13 protein-coding genes and 2 pseudogenes are annotated in these 16,659 nt (G+C 69.4%); 12 read left to right on the forward strand and 3 right to left on the reverse strand.

The features are described 5' to 3' along the window. Positions 1–15 precede the first annotated feature (15 nt). Positions 16–390, reverse strand: coding sequence for a hypothetical protein (locus tag NV348_RS25915; RefSeq protein ID WP_447149173.1), 375 nt, complete (start codon positions 388–390; stop codon positions 16–18). Between the two features lie 279 nt (positions 391–669). Between NV348_RS25915 and NV348_RS25920 the strand changes: the two genes are divergently transcribed. Then, on the forward strand, positions 670–2,619 hold the full coding sequence (locus tag NV348_RS25920) for a hypothetical protein (RefSeq protein WP_447149174.1): 1,950 nt from the start codon (positions 670–672) through the stop codon (positions 2,617–2,619). Positions 2,620–2,679: 60 nt separating this feature from the next. Next, positions 2,680–4,482 carry a P-loop NTPase family protein gene (locus tag NV348_RS25925; protein WP_447149175.1) on the forward strand — a complete coding sequence of 601 codons (1,803 nt, stop codon included), beginning with the start codon at positions 2,680–2,682 and terminating at the stop codon, positions 4,480–4,482. A gap of 3 nt (positions 4,483–4,485) precedes the next feature. Here the strand turns inward: NV348_RS25925 and NV348_RS25930 are convergent, their stop codons facing one another. Next, entirely contained in the window at positions 4,486–6,453 is a 1,968-nt protein-coding gene (locus tag NV348_RS25930; protein WP_447149176.1) for a glycoside hydrolase family 15 protein, read from the reverse strand. Between the two features lie 107 nt (positions 6,454–6,560). On the opposite strand from NV348_RS25930, the gene NV348_RS25935 reads away from it, so the two are divergent. Further along, positions 6,561–6,818 (forward strand): hypothetical protein, encoded by a 258-nt coding sequence (locus NV348_RS25935; protein WP_447149177.1) that lies wholly within the window; start codon positions 6,561–6,563, stop codon positions 6,816–6,818. 81 nt (positions 6,819–6,899) lie between these two features. Here the strand turns inward: NV348_RS25935 and NV348_RS25940 are convergent, their stop codons facing one another. Beyond that, positions 6,900–7,949, reverse strand: coding sequence for a M48 family metallopeptidase (locus NV348_RS25940; protein WP_447149178.1), 1,050 nt, complete (start codon positions 7,947–7,949; stop codon positions 6,900–6,902). Positions 7,950–8,023: 74 nt separating this feature from the next. Here NV348_RS25940 and NV348_RS25945 point away from each other — a divergent pair, with 74 nt between their 5' ends. The 9 genes and pseudogenes from NV348_RS25945 (at position 8,024) to NV348_RS25985 (ending at position 16,604) form a co-directional block, all read left to right on the forward strand. After that, entirely contained in the window at positions 8,024–8,113 is a 90-nt protein-coding gene (locus tag NV348_RS25945) for an Ms4533A family Cys-rich leader peptide (RefSeq protein ID WP_019045829.1), read from the forward strand. A gap of 284 nt (positions 8,114–8,397) precedes the next feature. Next, positions 8,398–9,372, forward strand: a complete 975-nt coding sequence (locus tag NV348_RS25950; protein WP_447149179.1) for a sulfate ABC transporter substrate-binding protein — start codon at positions 8,398–8,400, stop codon at positions 9,370–9,372. Positions 9,373–9,464: 92 nt separating this feature from the next. Continuing rightward, positions 9,465–10,316: a sulfate ABC transporter permease subunit CysT gene (gene cysT, locus NV348_RS25955; RefSeq protein ID WP_447151142.1), complete on the forward strand. Its 852-nt coding sequence runs from the start codon at positions 9,465–9,467 to the stop codon at positions 10,314–10,316. Then, positions 10,313–11,119, forward strand: coding sequence for a sulfate ABC transporter permease subunit CysW (gene cysW, locus NV348_RS25960; protein ID WP_447149180.1), 807 nt, complete (start codon positions 10,313–10,315; stop codon positions 11,117–11,119). The genes cysT and cysW overlap by 4 nt, the downstream gene beginning before the upstream one ends. Further along, positions 11,116–12,112 (forward strand): annotated as a pseudogene (locus NV348_RS25965) (sulfate/molybdate ABC transporter ATP-binding protein). The gene cysW and the pseudogene NV348_RS25965 overlap by 4 nt, the downstream one beginning before the upstream one ends. A 172-nt stretch (positions 12,113–12,284) precedes the next feature. Beyond that, positions 12,285–12,800: pseudogene (locus NV348_RS25970) on the forward strand (FAD-binding oxidoreductase); the annotation flags it as partial. A 739-nt stretch (positions 12,801–13,539) separates the two neighbouring features. After that, entirely contained in the window at positions 13,540–13,686 is a 147-nt protein-coding gene (locus tag NV348_RS25975; protein ID WP_447149181.1) for a BBE domain-containing protein, read from the forward strand. Positions 13,687–13,991: 305 nt separating this feature from the next. After that, positions 13,992–15,005: an AurF N-oxygenase family protein gene (locus tag NV348_RS25980; protein ID WP_447149182.1), complete on the forward strand. Its 1,014-nt coding sequence runs from the start codon at positions 13,992–13,994 to the stop codon at positions 15,003–15,005. Between the two features lie 12 nt (positions 15,006–15,017). Next, positions 15,018–16,604, forward strand: coding sequence for an FAD-dependent oxidoreductase (locus NV348_RS25985; protein WP_447149183.1), 1,587 nt, complete (start codon positions 15,018–15,020; stop codon positions 16,602–16,604). The last annotated feature ends 55 nt before the right edge of the window (positions 16,605–16,659 follow it).

Consider the following 16,659-nt stretch of genomic DNA (forward strand, 5'->3'; position numbering starts at 1 on the left):
CATCGTTTCTCCTGGTCAGCGCACGTGCGGCGGACGGATCACGATGACGCCGCCCGGTGCGTCGCCCGGGTCCACGTCCGTGCAGTCGCCCGGCACTTCGACGGCCGGGTCGCCCGGGCGTCCCGGCAGTGCGGGCAGCGGCGTCGCCGGGGCGCCCTCGAAGCGCTCGAGGTGGATGCGCGCACCTTCCGGCGGCAGGGGCAGGGCGGGCGCGCCGGGCGCGGCCGGCGCCGCACAGATGATCAGCGTCCGTTCGGGCCCGATCTCCCTGGTCACGGCGGGATCGGCGGTCGCGGCGCCGGCGACACCGGCGATCGTGCCGGTCAGCAGCGCGCAGCCGCCGACCAGGGCGGCGGCCCTGGCACGGCGGCGGGCGGTGAATACGGTCATGGGCGGTACTCCTCCGAGGTGGGTTCACCGATCGACGCGACCGGCGAAACCGACGCTAAGCAGCCGATCTTCAGGCTCCGTTGAGTAATCGTTAGAGTTCTCTTGGGATCGTGAACCCCCCGATTCCACCGGGTCGCCGAAATCTGTTGCTCGCCATAAGGTGGTACCAACCGTTCTGGACGAAACGACAGTTCGGCCTCCGGGTAATAGTGTTGGATGATCTTCACTTCGCCTCGTTCGTGGTGGGGGGCCGACAGTGATGCGAGTGTTGGAGCATTGATGACGCGTGATCTGCCTTTCGATGACGATGCTGTGCGCGCGGAGGGGACCGACACGGCCTACCGGGTCGCCAATGGCGTCGCGCGGGTAGCCCGCGCGGGCGCCTACGTCACCGGTGGAGCCCTGGTCGCCGCGAACGGCACCGGTCCCGACACGACGCCGGGCACCAGCAACGCCGACAGCCGGGTCGCCGGCTGGTCCTCGCAATACCACTCCGACCCCAGCCCGGACGCGCCGAGCCCGGTCGTGACGTTCCCCGACCTAGCCGACGTGCCCGCGCCACATCCGGTGCCGCACACGCCGTTCGCACCGCACGCGCCCGCCCCGGCCGACGTCACCATGGTCGCGCGCGCCAGCGAATCCGACTGGCGCCCACAGATTCCCGGCTCCGACGACGAGCGGGAAATGCGGATCCCCGGCTCCGACAGCAACCACTCCACCGGCTTCGGCATCCCGGGCTACGCGCAGGCACCGACCACGCCCGGCCGGGGATTCGGCGACGCCGACACCGACAACCCGTTCGGCCTGCCCGAGACACCCGCCTTCGGGCTGCCCGGCCACGGGATCGGCATCCCCGGTTTCGACGGGCTGCCCGGCCACGGCCTCGGTATCCCCGGTTACGACGGGATCGGTCTGCCCGGCGCGAGCACCGGCCTGCCCGGCACGAGCGCGCCCGGCGCGGGCCAGCCCGGCGACGGACTGTTCGACGGCATCGGTGACATGTTCGACGGTTTCGGCGCGATGGTGAACACCGAATGGCAGATCGACGCGCACGCCGGCCTGGACGGCGTGTGGTTCACCTCGCAGATGAAGGTCACCGCCCAGGTCGGCCAGGTCGGCGATCAGCTCGACGACTACGGCAAGTGGCTCGGCGACGGCATCAAGGTGCCCGGCGACACGACCGCGGGCGGCACCGGCGGTGGACTGTCCTCGCCGACCGGGCCGAGCTTGCCCGGATCGTCGTCCTCCGGTGTCGGCCTGCCCGGCACCACCACCGCGCCGTCGACTGCCGCCCCGGCGCCCGCTCCCGCGCCCACCCCCGCCGCTCCGCTGGCGCAGACCCCGGCCCCCGCCGCGCCCGCGCCGGTCGCGCCCGCCCCGGCGCCGGTCGCGCCTGCCGCGCCCGCGCCGGTCGCCGTCAACCCGGTGGTCAGTACCCCGCTGCAGACGACCATCCAGCCCGATGCCGCGTCGACCCCGATCGCCAACGTCTTCGGTGGGGCGGGCGCTGCCACGTCGCCGCTGACCGCGCCCGCGGCCGCGGTGCCCGCGCTGTTCGCACCGACCACCCCGACCAAGCCGGTGGTCGTGCCGGATGTCACCGGTGGCCACACCCCGACCACCGTCCCGGTGACCGTGCCGTCGAAGCAGCCGACCGTCGACATCGACACCCCGACCACGGTGAAACTGCCCGAGCTGCCCAAGCCGACAGCGCAGCTGCCGGAGCCGACCAAGGCACCGATCACCGTGCCGCCGACCGCCGCGACCGGCCCGACCAAGCCGACGTTCCCGGACGATGATGTCGTCACCACGCCGGGTACCACCGGCGGCGTCACGGCACCCTCGACCGCGCCGAGCACCCCGACCGTCGACGTGCCCGACCCGACCGGGTCGCTCCCGACCGCGACGGTGCCCACCCAGCAGCCGACCGCGCCCACCCAGCAGCCGACCGCGCCGACCCAGCAGCCGACGATGCCGACCAAGCAGCCGACCGTCGACATCGATGCGCCGACGATGGTCACCCCGCCGCCGGTGGTCACCGTGCAGCCGACCCAGGTTCCGGTGAAGCCACCGGTCATCGACACCAAGCCGATCGCCGCCGACATCAGCTACACCGACGACGGCTACCATGGCGTTTCGGCCGGGCTGTTCGACTCCGGGGTGGGTGGCGCCGATCACCTGGCTGCCGCGTTTCCCGTCGAGCATCATGGGTATGACTTCGTCGTCTGACACGACGACGTGTGATCCCAGCGTCTCGGCCGGACTCATGCAACGAGAGTGAGGAACAGGTTGTCAGCCGCTGCCGGACTGCAGGCCGCGACGGTGAAGCATCCGGATGTGATGGCTCCGGTCGTTTCCCTGGTCGACGAACTGCGGGAACTGGTCCGCACGGGCGGTCGTGACGACCTCGACGCCAGACTCGGCATGGTGCGCGCCAGACTCAGCGATCCCCGGGTGCGCCTGGTCGTGGTCGGTGAACCCCAGGCCGGAATGAGCACGCTGGTCAACAGCATGGTCGGCACCCCGGTCAGCGCCACCGACGGCAAGCCGAGCGTTCCGGTGATCGTCGAATACGGGCCCAACCCCGCCGCGACACTGGTGAAGTCGGCCCAGCGCGGCCGCGTCGAGCGGGTGCCGGTCGATCCGCAGAATCCCGGACCCGCGCTGACCGCCCTCGGGGTGCTGCGCGCCGAATTCGCCGAACCCAGCCCGCTGCTGGCCGACGGCCTGGTGGTGATGGACGCCCCCGGCGCGTCCGCCCACGAGAGCGCGGCCTGGTCGATGATCGCCGCCGCCGATGTGGTCCTCTACGCCGCCGACGCCGCCGCCGAGCTGACCGAGGCACAGCTGGACTACCTGCGCCGCGTCGAGCAGGTGTGCCCGTCGGTGGTGTGCGTGCTCACCAAGATCGACCGCAACCCGCACTGGTCGCTGACCCAGCGTCGCAATCGCGCGCTGCTCGACGGCGCGGGCCTGAACTTCGCGGTCGCGCCCGTCTCGGCGGTGATGCACCGGCAGGCGTCCGAAACCGGCGACCAGCAGCGCGACATCGAGTCCGGTGTACCGCAACTCATCGATCACCTGCACGACTATGTTGTCGCCCAGGCCGATTCGGTGGCGGTGGCGGCGGCCGTGCGCGATATCGCGCTGGTCACCGATCAGCTCACCCTCACCCTGCGCGCCGAGGCCGACGCCCTGCGCGACCCGCGCAGCCGGGCCGAGATCACCCAGCGGCTGGCGGCCGCCAGGACCGCGGCCGATCAGCTGCGGCAGCGCACCGCGACCTGGCAGGTCACCCTCGTCGACGGCAGCTCCGAGCTGAGCGCCGATATCGAACACGATCTGCGGCATCGGCTGCGCACCCTCGTGCGCGAGGCCGAGGCCGAGATCTCGCGCACCGACCCGGCCCGCAAGTGGACCGATTTCGCGACCGAGCTCGACGCCCGGATCTGTGAGGCCGTCGAGGAGAACTTCGTGATGGCGCACTACCGCGCCGTCGAACTCGCCGAGCAGGTCGCCGCGAAGTTCCCGCCCGACAACCGCACCCCGCCGCTACCCGAGCTGCGCCTGACCAACCCGGGCGACGTGCTCGAGCCGGTGCAGTCGCTGGAGACGCTGGAGAGTGCGAAATCCAGTGTCGGACAGCAGGCGCTGTCGGCCCTGCGCGGTTCCTACGGCGGCATCCTGATGGTCGGTCTCGCCACCAGCCTGCTCGGGATGTCGCTGGTCAACTGGTACTCCGCGGGCGCGGGCGTGCTGCTGGGCGTGAACGCGCTGTGGGACGACCGCCGAAATCGCAAGCAGCGCAGGCAGGCCGAGGCCAAGGTCGCCGTCGCCCGGCTCGCCGACGACGTGATCTTCCAGGTGGGCAAGGAATCCCGCAACCGCCTGCGCACGCTGCAGCGGGTATTGCGCGACCACTACACCGAGATCGCCGCAGAGGTGGGCCGCACCGCCGACGAGGCACTGCGCGCCGCCGAGGAGACCGGCCTGCGCTACGGCGACCACCGCGAGCTGCGGATCACCGAGATCGACGCGGGTCTGCGCACGGTGGCCGGCCTGCGGGAACGCGCCGACCGGCTCGCGTACTGACGGCTAGGACCGGTGCGACGGCGTGTGTGCGGGCTGGAACTGGCCCGCGTTGCGCGAGTCCTCGGCCCGGATGACGTGGGTGACCGCGTTGATCAACGCCAGGTGGGTGAACGCCTGCGGGAAGTTGCCCAGGTGCCGACCGGTGCGTGAGTCGATCTCCTCGGCGTAGAGGCGCAGCGGGCTGGACAGCCCGAGCAGCCGCTCACACAGGTGGGTGGCCCGCTCCAGCTCGCCGATCTCCACCAGCGCCGAGACCAGCCAGAACGAGCAGATGGTGAAGGTGCCCTCTTCGCCGTCGAGGCCGTCGTCGGTGGTTTCGGTGCGATAGCGCAGTACCAGGCCGTTGACGGTGAGCCGGGTCGCGATCGACAGCACGGTCGCCCGGACGCGATGGTCGTCGGGCGGCAGGAAACGGGTCAGCACCACCAGCAGCAGCGAGGCGTCCAGCGTGTCGCCGCCGTAGGTCTGGGTGAAGACGCCTTCGTCGTTCACGCCGTGCTCGAGGACGTCCGCCTTGATCTGCTCGGCGATGTCGAACCACTCCGCCGCGCGCGCGTGCTGCCCGTGCAGCTGGGCCAGCCGGGCGCCACGGTCGAGGGCCACCCAGCACATCACCTTCGAGGAGGTGAAGTGCTGGGGTTCGCCGCGTACCTCCCAGATCCCGCGATCGGGTTTGCGCCAGTTGGCGATGGCCGCGTGCACGGTGCGCTCCAGCAGCGGCCACAGCGATTCCGGTACCTGCCCACGGGATTTCACGTGCAGGTACACGGCGTCGAGCATGGTGCCCCAGATGTCGTGCTGGTTCTGGTCGTAGGCGGCGTTGCCGACCCGGACCGGGGCGGCGCCGTCGTAGCCGGACAGGTTGGGCAGCTCGTATTCGGTGATGCGGCGCTCGCCGCCGATGCCGTAGAGCACCTGCAGTGGGAGCGCGTCGCCGTTGTCGCCGGTGGTGACGTCGTTGAGGAAGGCGAAGAAGTCGTTGGCCTCCCGATCCAGGCCGAGGGTGTACAGACCCCACAGGGCGAAGCTCGCATCCCGCACCCAGGTGTAGCGGTAGTCCCAGTTGCGTTGTCCACCGGGGGTTTCCGGCAGGGAGGTGGTGGCGGCGGCCAGCAGGGCGCCGGTCGGCGCGTAGGTGAGGCCCTTGAGGGTGAGGGCGCTGCGCTGCAGGTAGCCCCGCCACGGATGGTCGGGGAAATCACCGAGAGTGATCCAGCGCCGCCAGCATTCGGCGGTCGCCCACATCTTCTGCGCGGCCTCGGCGAAGGTGGCGGGCGCGGGCAGTTCCGACCAGGTGAGCGCGACGAACACCTCGTCGCCCTCGGCCATCCGGGTGCGGGCGCGGGCCTCCCGGCCCTCGAGGCCGAGGCGCAGATCGGTGGTGAGCACCAGCGCGGGACCGGCATCGGGGTCGAGCGGGGCTCTGGCCGTCGCCTGTTCGTAGACCTTGCCGGTGTACTCCCATGTCGCGCCGCCCTGGTGATAGTCGAACGAGGGCTGACAGCTCATCTCCAGTTCGACCGTGCCGCTCACACACTTCACCGTGCGCAGCAGCGTGTGTTCGGCGTCCCAGTCCATCGGGGTGCGGCGATGGGTCTTGGACCGCTGGTTGTTGTTGTGCCACGGCCCGAGTACCAGTGTGTCGCGCACGATCAGCCAGCCGGTCTCGGTCTGCCAGGTGGTCTCCAGGATCATCCCGCCCGGCAGGTACCGGCGCTCCGCCGGCACGTTCTTGCCGTAGGGGCCTATCCGGAAGTGCCCGGCGCTGCGGTCGAGCACGGCGCCGAAGACGCTGGGGGAGTCGGGGCGCGGCACGCACAACCACTCGACCGCACCGCTGCTGGCGATCAGGCAGCTGGTCTCGCAATCGGACAGGAACGCGTAGTCGTCGATCGGCGGGAACGCGCCGCGATGGCCGCTGGAGGAGACCGGACTCAGAATCGGCAGGCTGTCAGCGCTGGGAGACTCCATACCCCATCATCGGGGCGCGGCACCGCGCTCGTCCACCGCTCGATGCCGACGTGCCGCTCACAGCGACGGAATTCGCCCGTTCACGGTGACCGACTAGTCTGGTCGGCGTGCAACGCATCGCAGGTTGGTGGGACGGCTTCGAACTCTGGGTAGCCGGGCTGCCCTTCATCCCCCAGTTCCTGGTCGTGCTGGTCGGCATGGTCCCGATCAGCTTCGCCATCGCCTTCGTGCTCGACCGCGCCCTGCGCGCGGTCTTCCGCCTGCTCGGCCGCGGTGACCGCGGCGAGCCGCCGGTCGCCACGGCGACGGTGCCGGTCACCGCCGCCGCGCCGGCCCGCCCGACCGTCGGCAGCGGTGCCCGCTGATGCCTCGTTCTCGCGTTCAGCTCGCGCTGGTTGCCCTGCTCGTGCTCGTTGTCATCGCGTGGTTCTTCACCCGCTGACGCGCTAGTTCCTGCGCCAGTCGTCGAAGCGCTTGCCCAGGTCGGAGACGGTCCGGCCGACCTCATGGCCGACGGTGCTCACCGCGGCGCCGACATCGCGGCCCAGGTCGCGCACCGTGCGGACCAGCAGGTCGTCGGACTGGTCGAACGACTCCCGGTAGCTGCGGGCGGCCTCCTTCACCTCGTCGCTGATCCTGGCGCTGCGGTCGTGCTCGCGCCGCGGATAGGTGCCGCCGAGCACGCGGTCGTAGTCGCCGGACTGGATCCAGCGGCGCAGCTCGGCCGCGCGCAGCACCGAGAACGGGTGCGATTGCAGCTCCAGGTTCAGCAGCTTGAGCACGCCGTCGCGCAGGTCGCCCGAGCGCAGGTAGTCGTCGGCCTGGTCGAGGAACGCGCCGTGGTTCATCTCCTTCAGCCAGGTGCCGCCCGCGGTCTTCATGTGCACCCGCACCGACGCCTCCACGTCCTGGCAGCACAGCAGCCCGGCGCGGTCGCCGGACAGCTCCGACTTGCGGCTCCACTCCATCAGCGCGGCCACGATCGCCCGCAGTGCCCACCCGCCGCCGGGCATCCAGCCGATCGAGGCCGACAGCCGCAGCAGATGCATCAGCATCGTGCGATACACCGCGTGCCCGGACAGCGCGTGCCCGAGCTCGTGACCGATGACGAAGCGCAGCTCCTCGGTGTCCATCAGGTCGAGCAGGCCGGTGGTCAGCACGATGAACGGCCGGTCCATCCCGATGGTGAAGGCGTTCACGGTCGGGTCCTGCAGGACGTACATCTCCGGCGTCGACTGCGCGTCGAGCACGCCGACGCAATCGGCCCGCAGTTGGTGCAGAGTGCGGAACTGGCGGTCGTCGACCCGGACCGCCGTCGCCAGATACAGCAGCCGGTGCTGGCGCTCGCGCAGCAGGCTCGACAGCGCCTTCAGCACGGTGTCGAACCCGGTCAGCGCCCGCAGCGCGACCAGCGCGGTGCGGTCGGCCGGGTGTTCCCAAGTGCGGGTGCTGATCTCGGGAAAGCGGACGCGGACGCGGTCTGGTGCCATGGTCATGGTGTGAAATCCCCCCTGAGTGTGGAACTCTCGTCGATGCGAATCATCATGTCGCAATCTGCTACAGTCTGCCTGTGTCGTCGAGTGTCGCCCCGCAGATCCGCCATGAGCTGGCGTTGATCGCTGTCGGCAACCTCGCGGTCGCGGACATCCTCTGTCGATGATCGGCCACCGGACTCGTCTGCGCGTTCCTGCCCAGTAGACTGGCGCGCGCTTTTCGTTTCGCAGTCGTAGTCCGTACTCCGGGGGCCAGTGGTCCGAGTCGCGCCAACTGCCGTGTCATTTCGCGCACGACAGGTCTACCGATCGACACGAGTGTTCCTGCCGCAGTGTAAAGACGTTGCGCCGCAGGTCCTTTCCGAAAGGTTCACCCCGATGTCTCGCAACACCTGGATCGGCTCGCGCCGCCGCCGCCGCTGTCGCCGTCACTGCTGTCGCCGCGGTCGCGTTGACCGCCTGCGGTGGCGGCGCCAGCGACTCGACCGACGGCGCTGCGGGAGCCGACGGCAGCGGGGGCAGTCTCTATCTGTATGCCTATGCCGTCCCCAAGCCGGGCTTCGACAAAGTCGTGCCGGAGTTCAACAAGACCGAAGCGGGCGAGGGCGTGCAGATTCTGCCCTCCTACGGCGCCTCGGGCGACCAGTCGCGCAAGGTCAAGGACGGCGCCGAGGCCGACGTCGTCAACTTCTCGGTCGAGCCCGACATCACCCGCCTCGTCGACGCGGGCCTGGTGGAGCCGAACTGGAACGCCGACGCGAGCAAGGGCGTCCCCTTCGGCTCGGTCGTGACCCTGGTGGTGCGCAAGGGCAACCCCAAGGGCATCAAGGACTGGGACGACCTGCTGAAGCCGGGCGTCGAGGTCGTCACCCCGAACCCGTTCAGCTCGGGCTCGGCCAAGTGGAACCTGCTCGCGCCCTACGCCGCCAAGAGCGACGGCGGCAAGAACCAGCAGGCCGGCCTGGACTACCTGTCGCAGCTGATCTCGCCCGAACACGTCAAGGTGCAGCCGAAGTCGGGCCGCGAAGCCACCGAGACCTTCCTGCAGGGCACCGGTGACGTGCTGCTGAGCTACGAGAACGAGGCCATCTTCTCCGAGCGCAACGGCGACCCGGTCGAGCACGTCAACCCGCCGACCACCTTCAAGATCGAGAACCCGGTCGCGGTGCTGAAGAACTCCCAGAACCTGCCCAAGGCCACCGCGTTCCGCGACTTCCTGTTCACCCCCGAGGGCCAGAAGGCGTGGGCGCAGGCCGGTTTCCGCCCGGTCGACCCGCAGGTCGCCGCCGAGTTCGCCGCGGACTTCCCGACCCCGGCCACCCTGTGGACCATCGATGACCTGGGTGGCTGGAAGGCCGTCGACAAGGACCTGTTCGCGCAGGGCACCGGCAAGGTCGCGGTCATCTACGACCAGGCCACCAGGTAGGCCGTGACCCAGCACACACGCGATACTGGACAACTGTGACTGACAGCAGTGGGCACGCCGGGACCGGGGAAACCGCCGATCCCGGCGTCGCCGTGAAACTGGAGAAATCCGCGCCCGCGTCGCGCGCCCCCCGCCGGTCGTGGCTGCGGGTGACCGGTTCGGTGGGCCCGGTCGGCATCGGCGTCGCGGTCTTGTGGCTCAGCGTGATCGTGCTGCTGCCATTGGCCGCGTTGACCGTCAGCTCGTTCGAGGACGGGTGGTCGGGCTTCTGGGACGCGGTCACCGCGCCCGCGGCGCTGGACTCGCTGAAGGTGACCGTCGGCGTCTCGGTGGTCGTCGCCGTGCTCAATGTGGTGATGGGCACCCTGATCGCCTGGGTGCTGGTGCGCGACGAGTTCCCCGGCAAGGGGATCGTCAATGCGCTGATCGATCTGCCGTTCGCGCTGCCGACGATCGTCGCCTCGATCGTGCTGCTCTCGCTCTACGGCCCGAACAGCCCGCTCGACATCCACCTCAACGCCACCCAGCCCGGTCTGGTGGTGGCGCTGGCGTTCGTCACATTGCCGTTCGTGGCGCGGTCGGTGCAGCCGGTGCTGATCGAGGTCGACAAGGAGGTGGAACAGGCCGCGCTCTCGCTGGGCGCGAGCAACTGGATCACCTTCCGCCGGATCGTGCTGCCGACACTGGCGCCCGCGATCATCTCCGGCGGCGGCCTCGCCTTCGCCAGGGCGATCGGCGAGTACGGCTCGGTGGTGCTGATCGGCGGCAACATCCCGCGCGAGACGCAGGTGACCTCGCAGTACATCCAGCAGCAGATCGAGGTGGACCGGCCGGTCAACGCCGCCGCCGTGTCGGTGGCGCTGCTGGCCATCTCCTTCGCCAGCCTGCTCGTCCTGCGGTTGCTCGCCGAGCGCACCGCACGCAAGGAAGAGGCGGCCCGATGAAGCTGTCCCTGTTCACCCGGCTCTCGTTGCGCACGGTCGCGCTCGGCTATCTGCTCGTGCTGCTGGTGCTGCCGCTGGTGATCATCCTCGTGCGCACTTTCGAGCGGGGAATCGGCGCGTTCCTGGACTCGATCACCACGCCCGCTGCCATCTCGGCGTTCCAGCTGTCGATGATCATCGTGGCGATCGTCGTGCCGCTGAACGTGGTGTTCGGTGTGGTCACGGCGCTGGCGCTGGTGCGGAGCAAGTTCCCGGGGCGCAGCCTGGTGCAGGGCATCGTCGACCTGCCGTTCGCCGTGTCGCCGGTGGTCGTCGGTGTGTCGCTGATCCTGCTGTGGGGTGCGGGCGGCTGGTTCGGCGGCCTGGAAGCACTCGGCGTCGACGTGATCTTCAGCCTGCCCGGCATGGTGATCGCGACCATCTTCGTCACGCTGCCGTTCGTGGTGCGCGAGGTGGAGCCGGTGCTGCACGAGATCGGCGACGATCAGGAGCAGGCCGCGGCCACCCTCGGCGCGTCGCGCTGGCAGACCTTCTGGCGGATCACCCTGCCCGCGATCCGCTGGGGCCTGACCTACGGCGTCGTCCTCACCGTCGCCCGCGCGCTCGGCGAGTTCGGCGCGGTGATCATGGTCTCGACCGCGCTGCCCGGCAAGTCCCAGACGCTGACCCTGCTGGTGCACGGCCGCTACATCAACGACCACAACACCTTCGGCGCCTACAGCGCTGCCACGCTGCTGATGGGCATGGCGCTGGTTGTACTTCTCCTGATGACTCTCCTCGAACGCAAGCGGGGCACCGAATGATCACCGTGACCAACGCGCGCAAGAACTACGGTTCCTTCGCCGCTCTCGACGATGTCAGCATCGACATCACCTCCGGCGAACTGACCGCGTTGCTCGGCCCGTCCGGATCGGGCAAGTCGACGCTGCTGCGCTCGATCGCCGGCCTGGAGTCGCTGGACTCGGGCATCGTCTCGATCGCGGGCAACGATGTCACCCACGTGGCACCGCAGAAGCGCGACATCGGCTTCGTGTTCCAGCACTACGCCGCGTTCAAACACATGACGGTGCGCGACAACGTGGCCTTCGGCCTGACCATCCGCAAGCGGCCGAAGAAGGAGATCGACAAGCGCGTCGACGAGCTGCTCGGCATCGTCGGCCTCGACGGTTTCCAGCACCGCTACCCGGCCCAGCTCTCCGGCGGTCAGCGCCAGCGCATGGCACTGGCCCGCGCGCTGGCCGTCGATCCACAGGTGCTGCTGCTCGACGAGCCGTTCGGCGCGCTCGACGCCAAGGTTCGCACCGACCTGCGGCAGTGGCTGCGCCGGCTGCACGACGAGGTCCACGTGACCACCGTGCTGGTCACCCACGATCAGGAGGAGGCGCTCGACGTCGCCGATCGGATCGCGGTGATGAACAAGGGCCGGATCGAGCAGATCGGTTCCCCGGAGGACGTCTACGACCGGCCCGCCAACGAATTCGTGATGTCGTTCCTCGGCGCGGTGGCCCGGCTCAACGGTCACCTGGTCCGGCCGCACGACATCCGGATCGGGCGCGACCCGAGCATGGCGATGGCCGAGCACGAGGGCACCGCGGAGTCCGCCCGGCATCACCAGGGCCACGGTCGAGCGGATCGTGCGGCTCGGTTTCGAGGTGCGCCTCGAACTGCGCAACGCCGCGACCGGCGACCAGTTCGCCGCGCAGGTCACCCGCGGTGACGCGGCCGCGCTGCATCTGAGCGAGGGCGAGACGGTCTACGCCCGCGCCACCCGGATCCCGGATCTGCCGCACAGCTGAGACCGGCGATCCCTGTTGCCCGAGATCACCCGGTGAGACGATGGGATCCGGTGCGGTCGCACCGAACCGGGCGGGGCCCGCACCAGGGGTGTGCGCGGGTCGCGTCGACCGTGGTCGGGGACCTGGGGGTCGGCACTGCTGGGCGCGGGCGCCCGGACCGGAGGAAGACATCATGTCGACCGGGGTGTTCAGCGTAGATCTGTTACGGCGCTCGATCGCAGCGCAGGTCATCGGACCCACGGACGCGGGCTACGACGAGGCGCGGGCGGTGTGGAACCGCGCCATCGATCGCCGTCCGCTCGCGGTGGTGCGGCCCGCCGACACCGCCGAGGTGGCCGAGGCGGTCGCCGCGATCCGGGCGAGCGGCGCCGATCTCACGGTGCGCGGCGGTGGCCACCACTGTGCCGGGCACGCGGTCGCCGACGGCGCGGTGCTGCTGGATCTGAGCAAGCTCGACAGTGTGCTCGTCGACGCGGTGCGTCTGCGCGCGCGGTGCGGCGGTGGTGCGACCTGGGCCGAACTCGACGGGATGGCCAACCGGCAGGGCCTCGCCGTGACCGGTGGCTTCGTCAGCGACACCGGCATCGGCGGGCTCACCCTCGGCGGCGGCGTGGGCTGGCTGACCCCGCTGTTCGGGATGTCCTGCGACAACCTGGTCGCCGCGGAGGTGGTGACCGCCGAAGGTCACGTCGTCGTGGCATCGATGCAGGAGAACCCGGACCTGTTCTGGGCGCTGCGCGGTGGCGGCGGCAATTTCGGGATCGCCACGAGTTTCGAGTTCACGCTGCACGAGTTCGGCCCGATGGTGCAGGTCGCGCTGCTGTGGTGGCCGCCGTCGGAGGCGGTGGGGCCGCTGATCGAGGGGCACGCCGTGCTGATGGCGCTGCCCGCCCGGCACTGCGGCGCGATCAACGCGATCAGCGCTCCGCCCGCCCCGTTCGTCCCCGAACGCTGGCAGGGCGAACCCGGCTTCGTGGTCGGCATCGCCGGCGACGGTTCGGCGAACGACCTGGCCGACGCGGTCGCCCCGCTGCGCGCGCTGACCCCGACACCCGCCTGGGAACTGGTGGCCGAGATGCCCTACGCGGCCTTGCAGCAGCTGTTCGACGACATCGCGCCCTGGGGCACCTCCGCCTACGAGAAGTCGCTCTACCTGGACCGGATCGATGCCGCGGTGGCCGAGGTGATGGTCGAGCAGTATCCGCGCAAGAGCTCGCCGCTGTCGGTGATGCCGTCCATGCCGCTGTGCGGCAGGTTCTGTGACGTGCCCGAGGGCAACACCGCGTTCGGGGGTTCCCGCGCCCCCGGCGTGCTGGTGAACATCGCCGCGTCCTGCCCCGACCCCGCCGTCTTCGCCGCGGAGCGGGGAATGGGTGCGGGAATTCTGGGGCGAGTTGCGCCCCTTCGCCCGCGGCGACAGCAGCTACGTGAACTACCTGTCCGACCCGGGCCAGGAGCAGGTCGCCGTCAGTTACGGCACCAAGTACCACCGGCTGCGCTCGGTCAAGGCCACGTGGGATCCGGACAACGTGTTCCGGCACAACGCGAACATCACCCCCGCGTCCCCTGAGTAGGGGCGGTGTTGCCGAGCGGTTCGCTGGGCGGTCACCCCGCGCCGCGTGCGCGCAGGATATCCGGTACCGGCGGTACGTCAGGCGAATCGCCGGATCCGGGTGCATGAATTTTCCCGGCCCGCCGCGGCCTGCGGCGAACTGTGCATGACGCAGTGTCACAGGTAGAGCCATTTTTACTGGTGAGTAGCTTTTCCCGGCCGCATTCCGACGCGCCGAACACGCGAAATCGAGAGTAGGGGGGGAGTTGACGTGACTCCTCGTAGGTGTAACTATTGGAAACAGTAAACGTCCCTTGAGGAGAGGCAGTGACGACGATGTCTGCGCCCACCACCCCTGACGTCGATCCCGTAGTCGCGGAGGCTCAGGCGTACGCCGAGAAGTTGCTGATGCTGTCGGAGGCGTCGGTCAACCGGCACTTCGACCCGTTCGAGGACATCGACTGGGACAACCCGGAGTTCGACCCGGACTACAAGCCCGAGCGCTGGGTTCTGGTCACCTCCGCCGACCCGATCGGCCGCCACCCCTGGTACCAGGCGCTGCCGCTCGACAAGAAGATCGAGATCGGCAAGGTCCGCCAGGCCAATGTCGCCAAGGTCGGCCTGCAGTTCGAGGCCATCCTGATCATCGGCATGATGCAGCACATCTTCAACCTGAAGAACAACGATCCGGAGTTCCGGTACTGCTCGCACGAGATGATCGAAGAGCACAACCACACTCTGATGTTCCAGGAGATGGTGAACCGCGTCGCCGACGTGCCGGGCATGAACCCGCTCGTGCGTCAGCTGCGCCACCTGGCCGCTCCGGTCGGCGCCCTGATGCCGAACCTGTTCTTCATGGCCGTGCTGGCCGGCGAAGAGCCGATCGACCACATCCAGAAGGACATCCTGCGCTCGGGTGACGACATCCACCCGATCATGCGCGGCGTGATGGCGATCCACGTGGCCGAGGAAGCTCGCCACATCTCCTTCGCCCACGAGTTCCTGAAGAAGAACGTCCCGGCTCAGCCCGCGTTCAACAAGGCCGTGCTCTCGATCGCCATGCCGGTGATCATGTTCATCCTGGGCCGGGCCATCGCGACCCCGCCGAAGACCTTCTTCAAGCAGTTCGACATGCCGGCCGATGTCCGCAAGGAGCTGTTCTACGGTTCCAAGGAGGCCAAGCAGGTCTTCGCCGACTACTTCATCGACGTGCGCGCGCTCGCCGAGGAGGTCGGTCTGATGAACCCGATCGCCAAGAGGGTGTGGAAGCTGCTCGGTATCGACGGCCCGTCCAGCCGTTACCGCTCGGAGCCCAAGCGCTCCGCCAAGCACGCAGCCTGAGACGATAGCAATATGCCATACGTCGTTACCCAGTCATGCTGTAGTGACGCCTCGTGTGTCTACGCATGCCCGGTGAACTGCATTCATCCGACCCCGGATGAGCCGGACTTCCTCAGCGCGGAGATGCTCTACGTCGATCCGGCGGCATGCGTGGACTGTGGCGCCTGCGCCACCGCGTGCCCCGTCGACGCCATCACCTCCTCGAAGAAGCTGACCGAAGAGCAGAAGCCCTTCATCGAGATCAACGCCGACTTCTACCGCGTGCAGCGGGACCGGCCGACGTTGGCTCGCCCGGTGATGCCACCCGCGATCGACACGCAGCGTTCGCCGCTGCGCGTCGCCATCGTGGGGTCGGGCCCGTCGGCGATGTACGCCGCCGACGAGCTGCTGACCCAGCCAGGTGTCTCGGTCACGATGTTCGACCGGCTGCCGCAGGCCTATGGTCTGGCCGGGCTCGGCGTCGCGCCCGATCACAAGCGCACCCGTCAGGTCGCCGAGCTGTTCGACGTGATGTCGAAGCAGGAGGACTTCGGTACCTACCTCGATGTCGAGATCGGCACCCATGTCAGCCATGCCGAGCTGCTCGAGCACTTCCACGGCGTGATCTATGCCGTGGGCGCGTCGGCGGATCGCAAGCTGGGTATCCCGGGTGAGGGTCTGCCGGGCAACGTCTCGGCCACCGACTTCGTCGCCTGGTACAACGGTCACCCCGACCACGCCGAGGACCGGTTCGATCTGAACCAGAAGCGCGTCGTGATCGTCGGCAACGGCAACGTCGCGCTCGACGTGGCCCGCATCCTGACCGTCGACCCGGCCACCCTGGCCGACACCGACATCGCGCCTTACGCGCTGCAGGCGTTGCGCGAGAGCAAGATCGAAGAGGTCGTGATCCTGGGTCGTCGTGGCCCGGCGGAATCGGCTTTCACGGTGCCCGAGTTCGTCGGCCTGCTGGCCGCCGACATCGACATCGCGATCGATGGTGAGCTGCCCGAGGTCACGCCCGAGCTGCCGTACAAGGTCGAGCAGAAGCTGCGCCTGCTGCACAGTGTCGCGCAGCGTCCGTTCGGCGAGCGCAAGCGCATCGTGTTCCGTTACCTGTCCTCGCCGGTGGAGATTCTCGGTACCGACACGGTGACCGGAGTACGGGTCGAGCGCAACGAGCTGGTCACCGACGCCGAGGGCCGCACGAGCGCGGTGGCGACCGGGGACACGGACCTGCTGGAAGCGGGTGTCGTGCTCACCTCGGTCGGCTATCGCGGGGTGCCGACCAAGGATCTGCCGTTCGACGAGGCTCGTGGCGTCATCCCGAACGAGCAGGGCCGGGTGCTGACCGCGCCCGGTGGCGAGGTCGTCACCGGCACGTATGTGACCGGCTGGATCAAGCGTGGTCCGACCGGTTTCATCGGCACCAACAAGTCCTGCGCGCAGGAGACGGTGCAGCAGCTGGCCGCGGACTTCAACACCGGCAAGCTGCGCGCGCCCGCTCGCGACGCGCAGGAGTTCGACCGTCTGGTGCGCGCCCGCCGACCCCAGGCGCGCGCCGGTGGCGCCGCGGTGCCCCACGCGGGACCGATCAAGCGCCTGCTGGCTCGCGGCTGACGCGACCGGCGCACACGCCGAGGCCCGCCCCGTCGTCTGGGAACGACGCGGCGGG

The organism is Nocardia fodinahabitans (assembly GCF_052983615.1).

Bases quoted from the DNA above. Each gene is read 5' to 3' on its own strand.
- NV348_RS25930 (WP_447149176.1), bottom strand. From the start codon at position 6,453: ATGGAGTCTCCCAGCGCTGACAGCCTGCCGATTCTGAGTCCGGTCTCC.
- NV348_RS25985 (WP_447149183.1), top strand. From the start codon at position 15,018: ATGCCATACGTCGTTACCCAGTCATGCTGTAGTGACGCCTCGTGTGTC.
- NV348_RS25920 (WP_447149174.1), top strand. From the start codon at position 670: ATGACGCGTGATCTGCCTTTCGATGACGATGCTGTGCGCGCGGAGGGG.
- cysW (WP_447149180.1), top strand. From the start codon at position 10,313: ATGAAGCTGTCCCTGTTCACCCGGCTCTCGTTGCGCACGGTCGCGCTC.
- NV348_RS25940 (WP_447149178.1), bottom strand. From the start codon at position 7,949: ATGACCATGGCACCAGACCGCGTCCGCGTCCGCTTTCCCGAGATCAGC.
- NV348_RS25915 (WP_447149173.1), bottom strand. From the start codon at position 390: ATGACCGTATTCACCGCCCGCCGCCGTGCCAGGGCCGCCGCCCTGGTC.